Consider the following 4329-nt stretch of genomic DNA (forward strand, 5'->3'; position numbering starts at 1 on the left):
AGGCCAGCGCCACCGAGACCGCCAAGGGCCGCCGCCGCTGAGGCACGCGCACCCCAGGACCACCCGACCGGCCGGCCGCGCCCCCGGGGCCGGCCGGTCGTGCGTCGTGGTGTCGTCCCTGCGCGGGCGCCCCCGGCGCGAGGTGCGGGCCGGGCTCAGGCGGCGCGGAGCACCGTGCCGGGACGGGGCTGCGCGGCCGTCCGGCGCTGCTGCAGGGCGACCACCCGGGTGGAGGGCGCGGCGACCGTGCTGCGCAGGTCGAGCACGTCGTCGCGGACCTCGGCAAGAAGGTCGACGAGGTCGAGCCGCAGCGCCCGGCACACCGCCGCGAGGACCTCGGAGCTCGCCTCCTTGCGGCCGCGCTCGACCTCCGACAGGTACTGCGTCGACACCTGCGCCTCGTGCGCCACGTCGGCCAGCGAGCGGCGCTGACCGGTGCGGTGCCGGCGCAGCACGTGGCCGAGGAGCACCCGCAGCGGCGGGGTGGGGCGGGGGGCGTCGACCGGGCGGGCCGTCATGGGACGAGGCTACGCCCGCCCCAGCGTCCGCTCGAGGGTCATCAGGTCGATGACCACCCGCGCGGCGTCGAACAGCCGGTCCGACAGGGCGTCCGCCCCGGGGCTGAGCACCGTGACCGGACCGCGGTCGGCGAGCTCGGCGAAGATGCCGTCGTTGCTGAGCACCACCACCTGGCGCCGCTCGGCGGGGACGGCGCGGGCGCCCTCGAGCAGGACGAAGTCGGCCAGGTCGGCGCCGTCGGGCACCGGCTGCGCGACCCGGCCGAACTCGGCGAGGAACGGCACCGCCCGCTCGACCGCGGCGTGCTGGCCGGAGATGACGACGTGGTCGGCCGAGCGCGCCAGGGCGACGACCAGCCCCATCCGCGCCCTCCACCGGACGGCGCCGGCGCGCAGGTTGTCCAGGTCGACGAGCAGCACCCGGTCGCCGACGCCCTCGTGCCAGACCGGGTTGGCCTCCACCCAGCCGGTGAGCGCTGCCGCCAGCGGGCCCGGGTCGCCCTCCTCGTCGTCCTGCACCGCGACGGGCGCGGGGGCGCGGACGGTCGTCGGTGCCGGAGTGCCCGCACCCGGGCCGCCGGACCTCGACCTGCCGCGCGACCGGGAGCGGGGGCCGGTGCCGGACCCGTCCGTGCCGGGACCGTTGCCGGCGGGCGCCGTCGCGGTCTCGGCCGGTGCCCGGGCGGCCCGGGGGGCGGGCAGGTCGGCGAGACGGACCCACTCGTACTCGTCCGCTTCGCCGCGTTGGTTCCCCAGGGCCACGGGGGCATCGTGGCAGGTGCGGGGCACTTCCTCCGAGCACGACGTGTGCTGCCGCGGTCACAGGGCTCGCATGGCCCCGGTCAGGGGCACCGCTCGACGGACGGTGCGGCCTGTGCGACGGTCGCGCGGTGATCGCCCCGCTGCGCGCCCCCGCGCTCGCCCGCGCCTGGTTCCTGCTCACCGCGCTGGTCGTCGTGGTGGCGCTGTCGGTCCAGGTGCCGGTGTCGGCCGGGACGGAGGGCGGGTTCTTCGACGTGCCGCTGTACCGCGGCCTCAACGTCTTCGCCTTCTTCACCGTGCAGAGCAACCTGCTCGTCGCCGCGTCGGCGCTGCTCACGGGGCTCCAGCCGGACGTGGACACCCTGCTGCGACGGGTGCTCCGGCTCACCGCGCTGGTCGCCATCACCGTGACGGGCCTCGTCTACCACGCGGTGCTCGCCGGGCTCGTGGAGATGTCGCCCGCCGCCGCCTTCGCCGACCTGCTCGTCCACACCGCCGTCCCGCTCATGGCGGTGCTCGGCTGGCTCGCCCTCGGCCCGCGCGGCCGGACGTCGTGGCGGGTGGTGGGGCTGACCGTCGTCTTCCCGCTGCTGTGGCTGGCGTTCACCCTCGTGCGGGGGCCGCTCGTCGGCGGCTTCTGGCCCTACCCGTTCGTCGACGTCGACGAGCTCGGCTGGGGTCAGGTGCTGCTCAACTGCGCGGCCGTGGCCGCCCTGTTCGTCGGCCTGGCCGCCGGGGCGCACCTGCTCGACCGGCTGCTCGACCGTCGGGAGCCGGCGGTCGCCACGGCCGGGTCAGGGCGAGCCCACGGCTAGCCGGCCGTGACGGGGGGTGCTCACGGGCTGCCGTCGCCGACCGTGCCGAGCAGCCGCACCCCGTCCTCGGCACCCAGCCCCAGCCGGCGCAGCGCCGCGAGGTAGTCGGCGGTCGCCTGCTGGGCGAGCCGCTCGGTGGCGTCCCCGGTCGCGGCCACCACGGTGCCGTTGCGCCCGCGGGTGACGACGACGCCCGCGGACTCCAGCTCGCGGTAGGCCCTGGCGACCGTCCCGCTGGCCAGGCCCAGGTCCGCCGCGAGGGTCCGGACGGGGGGCAGCCGGTCACCGGGGCGGAGGCCGCCCGAGTCCACGAGCGCGACTACCTGGGTGCGGACCTGCTCGTACGGCGGGACCGCGGAGGACGGGTCGACGTGCACGAGCCCCGGGTGCGCCATGGCGACCTCCACCTCTGCCGGACGTCCGGGGACCGTACCGACCCGGGTGGAGGCCGCCCGACGGGCGACGGCCACCGACCGTCCCGCGCACCTCAGGCGGCGGGGTCCTCCGCGACGTCCTCGGCCACGTCCTCGCCGGCCGCGGGGTAGCTGGTGTACCCCTCGGGGCCCTCGCCGTAGAACGTCGAGGGGTCGGCGTCGGCGAGCGGGGCGCCGGTGCGGTGGCGCTCGGGCAGGTCCGGGTTGCCGATGAAGGCCTTGCCGAACGCGACGGCGTCCGCCCGGCCCTCGGCCACGGCCTGCTCGCCGGTCTCGGGGGTGAAGCCCTGCGCGAGGACGAACGGCCCGGTCCAGGTGCTGCGCAGCGCCTCGGACAGGTCGGTGCGGCGGCCGTCGTCGGTCACCGGCTCGACGTAGTGCACGTAGGCGAGCCCTCGGCGGTCGAGCCCGGCGCCGAGGTGGGCGAGCACGGCCGCCGGGTCGGCGTCGGAGGTGCCGGAGGAGCCGTTGCCGAGCGAGAGCCGGATGCCGACCGTGCCGGGGTCGCCCGCCGCCGCCACGACCGCGTCGACGACCTCGAGGGTGAGCCGGGCGCGGTTCTCGATGCTGCCGCCGTAGCCGTCGGTGCGGTCGTTGACGCCGTCGGCGAGGAACTGCTCGAGCAGGTAGCCGTTGGCGGCGTGGACCTCGACACCGTCGAACCCGGCGGCGACGGCGTTGACGGTGGCGCGGCGGTAGTCCTCGACCACGCGCGGCATCTCGTCGGTGCGCAGGCGGCGGGGGGTCGACGTGGGGACGTAGCCGTCCTCGGTGAAGCTCTTGGCGTCGGCGGCGGTGTCGGTGGAGGACACCGGCAGCCCGTCGGCGTGGAAGCTGCTGTGGCTGATCCGGCCCACGTGCCACAGCTGCGCGACGATCCGGCCGCCCGCGGCGTGCACGGCGTCGGTGACCGTGCGCCAACCGTCGACCTGCTCCTGGCTCCACAGCCCGGGCGTCCACTTGTAGCCGACGGCCTCGGGTGTGATGGCCACGGCCTCGGACACGATGAGGCCCGCGCCCGCGCGCTGGCGGTAGTACTCGGCGTTCATCGCCCCGGGGACGCGCGCCTCGGTGGTGCGGGTGCGGGTCAGGGGAGCCATGACGAAGCGGTTGGGCAGGCTCAGGCTGCCGAGACGGACAGGGTCGAGCAGGGGAGAGGTCACGCGGGCGGCAACACGTCGCGTCCCCCGTGTCATCCCGCGACGACCGGACGGGTGGGGCCCCTTGCCCCGGCGCACCCGGGACGGGACCATGCATGAGCGTTCAAGCGTCCCTCACGGCAGGAGCCGACCCATGACGAGCACCCGTACCGACCCGAGCACCCGCACGGCACGTCCCGCCGGCCGCGGCATCTGGCGGGCGGGCCTCGTCGCCGCGCTCGTCGCCGCCGTCCTCACCACGCTCGTCTGGCTGCTGGGCCAGCTGACCCCGGCCACGTGGGAGGTGGCGCAGGGAGGGACGACCCAGGCGGTCCTGGCCCCGATGCCCGCGGTGGCCTCCGTCGTCGGGATCGCCGTGGGGACCCTCGCCCTGTGGCTGCTCGTCCGCGTCCCCCGGGGCGTCACCGTGTGGACGGTCCTCGCCGTCGTCGCGGGGCTCGGCTCGGTCGTGTCGCCGCTGGCCGCCGCCGCCGACGGGTGGACCGGGGCGCTGCTGGCCCTGATGCACGTCGTCGTCCTCGGGGTGGCCCTCGTGGTCCTGCGGCCGGCCGGGCTGCGCGGCCGGGCCTGAGGCCCCGGACGCGGCCCCCGCTCAGCCGGGCGTGCGGGCCGCGTCGGCCGCGACGGCGCCGTCCACCTG

General features: G+C 76.9%; 6 protein-coding genes. 2 read left to right on the top strand and 4 right to left on the bottom strand.

The window, feature by feature from the left end; genetic code table 11:
* Nucleotides 1-155: 155 nt before the first annotated feature.
* Nucleotides 156-518 (bottom strand): helix-turn-helix domain-containing protein, encoded by a 363-nt coding sequence (locus tag WCS02_RS17995; RefSeq protein ID WP_340295664.1) that lies wholly within the window; start codon nt 516-518, stop codon nt 156-158.
* A gap of 9 nt (nt 519-527) precedes the next feature.
* Nucleotides 528-1280 (bottom strand): hypothetical protein, encoded by a 753-nt coding sequence (locus WCS02_RS18000; RefSeq protein ID WP_340295666.1) that lies wholly within the window; start codon nt 1278-1280, stop codon nt 528-530.
* 128 nt (nt 1281-1408) lie between these two features.
* Here WCS02_RS18000 and WCS02_RS18005 point away from each other — a divergent pair, with 128 nt between their 5' ends.
* Entirely contained in the window at nt 1409-2095 is a 687-nt protein-coding gene (locus WCS02_RS18005) for a Pr6Pr family membrane protein (protein ID WP_340295667.1), read from the top strand.
* A gap of 20 nt (nt 2096-2115) precedes the next feature.
* Here WCS02_RS18005 and WCS02_RS18010 read toward each other — a convergent pair whose 3' ends face one another.
* Together WCS02_RS18010 and WCS02_RS18015 are read right to left on the bottom strand one after the other, a co-directional pair.
* Nucleotides 2116-2490: a GntR family transcriptional regulator gene (locus WCS02_RS18010; protein ID WP_340295668.1), complete on the bottom strand. Its 375-nt coding sequence runs from the start codon at nt 2488-2490 to the stop codon at nt 2116-2118.
* A 92-nt stretch (nt 2491-2582) separates the two neighbouring features.
* Nucleotides 2583-3692, bottom strand: a complete 1110-nt coding sequence (locus WCS02_RS18015) for an alkene reductase (RefSeq protein WP_340295669.1) — start codon at nt 3690-3692, stop codon at nt 2583-2585.
* Nucleotides 3693-3822: 130 nt separating this feature from the next.
* Between WCS02_RS18015 and WCS02_RS18020 the strand changes: the two genes are divergently transcribed.
* A complete protein-coding gene (locus WCS02_RS18020; RefSeq protein ID WP_340295670.1) occupies nt 3823-4260 on the top strand; it encodes a DUF6069 family protein in 438 nt (145 codons plus the stop codon).
* Nucleotides 4261-4329: the final 69 nt, after the last annotated feature.

The organism is Aquipuribacter hungaricus, from assembly GCF_037860755.1.
GTDB lineage: Bacteria > Actinomycetota > Actinomycetes > Actinomycetales > JBBAYJ01 > Aquipuribacter > Aquipuribacter hungaricus.

What these genes read in the sequence shown, in the direction of transcription:
- WCS02_RS17995 (WP_340295664.1), bottom strand. Translation starts at nt 518, where the DNA reads ATGACGGCCCGCCCGGTCGACGCCCCCCGCCCCACCCCGCCGCTGCGG.
- WCS02_RS18010 (WP_340295668.1), bottom strand. Translation starts at nt 2,490, where the DNA reads ATGGCGCACCCGGGGCTCGTGCACGTCGACCCGTCCTCCGCGGTCCCG.
- WCS02_RS18020 (WP_340295670.1), top strand. Translation starts at nt 3,823, where the DNA reads ATGACGAGCACCCGTACCGACCCGAGCACCCGCACGGCACGTCCCGCC.